This is a genomic window from Mycobacterium sp. E2462, from assembly GCF_001672685.1.
In the GTDB taxonomy this organism is placed as follows: domain Bacteria; phylum Actinomycetota; class Actinomycetes; order Mycobacteriales; family Mycobacteriaceae; genus Mycobacterium.
This window is the reverse complement of record NZ_LZKC01000206.1, coordinates 1-800: the sequence shown is the minus strand read 5'-3', so window position 1 is coordinate 800 and position 800 is coordinate 1. Positions and strand designations below refer to the sequence as shown.

Below are 800 nucleotides of genomic sequence, written 5' to 3'. Positions count from 1 at the left end.
AAAATATCTGCCCTTTTGCGCCGCCGATCCCGCGGAGCGCGTCCCCCCCCCACCGCGCCGGCCCCGGGGGCGGCGCCCGGCCGCCGCCGCCGGCTGAGCGTCCGTGCCCGAAGACGACACAACCCACCCCTCGTCCCTCACCGTGAAGGGGCTGGCGACGCGCCGCCGCATCGTCGACGCCGCGGCGCGCTTGATCTTCGAGCGGGGCGTCGCCAACACCAGCATCGATCAGGTGCGGCGCGCGGCGGGGGTGGGCGGGTCGCAGATCGCGCACTACTTCCGCGACAAACGGGAGCTGACCCGTCACGTGATAGGCGCCCGCCACCACGACTTGCGGGCCTTCCACACGCAGCCGCGACTCGGCGGGCTCGACGACTTCGACGCCCTCCAGGCGTGGGCGGACGCGTGCGTGGCCGACATCGACACCGTGTACCGCGTCGGCGGCGCGAAGGACCGCACGTACTCGACGCCGGCGGTGACGGCCGCGCGCAACGGTTCGGCATCCCCGGTGACGTAGGTGAGCATGGCGCCGCCCTGGTGGGCGATCACCAGCGACACGGCCAGATGCCGAGGGTCCGCCTCCGGACGCAGGTCACCGCGGTCCCGCATGGCGGTCAGGCCGGTGCGCAGGAGCTCGATCCACTGGTCGTAGCCGGCGGACAGGTCGCGATGGATGTCGTCGTCGCCTTCAATCAGCTCGCCGGCCAACGAGCCGTACACGCAGCCGCCGACGCGGTACACGGTGTCGATGTCGGCCACGCACGCGTCCGCCCACGCCTGGAGGGCGTCGAAGTCGTCGA

The 800-nt window shown here is 72.6% G+C and carries 1 protein-coding gene and 1 pseudogene; one reads left to right on the top strand and one right to left on the bottom strand.

What is annotated here, in order from left to right:
* Positions 1-103: 103 nt before the first annotated feature.
* Positions 104-292 (top strand): annotated as a pseudogene (locus A5714_RS27085) (TetR/AcrR family transcriptional regulator); the annotation flags it as partial.
* A gap of 11 nt (positions 293-303) precedes the next feature.
* Here A5714_RS27085 and A5714_RS10515 read toward each other — a convergent pair.
* A partial coding sequence (locus tag A5714_RS10515) for a TetR family transcriptional regulator C-terminal domain-containing protein (RefSeq protein WP_197513634.1) occupies positions 304-800 on the bottom strand: 497 nt, incomplete at its 5' end.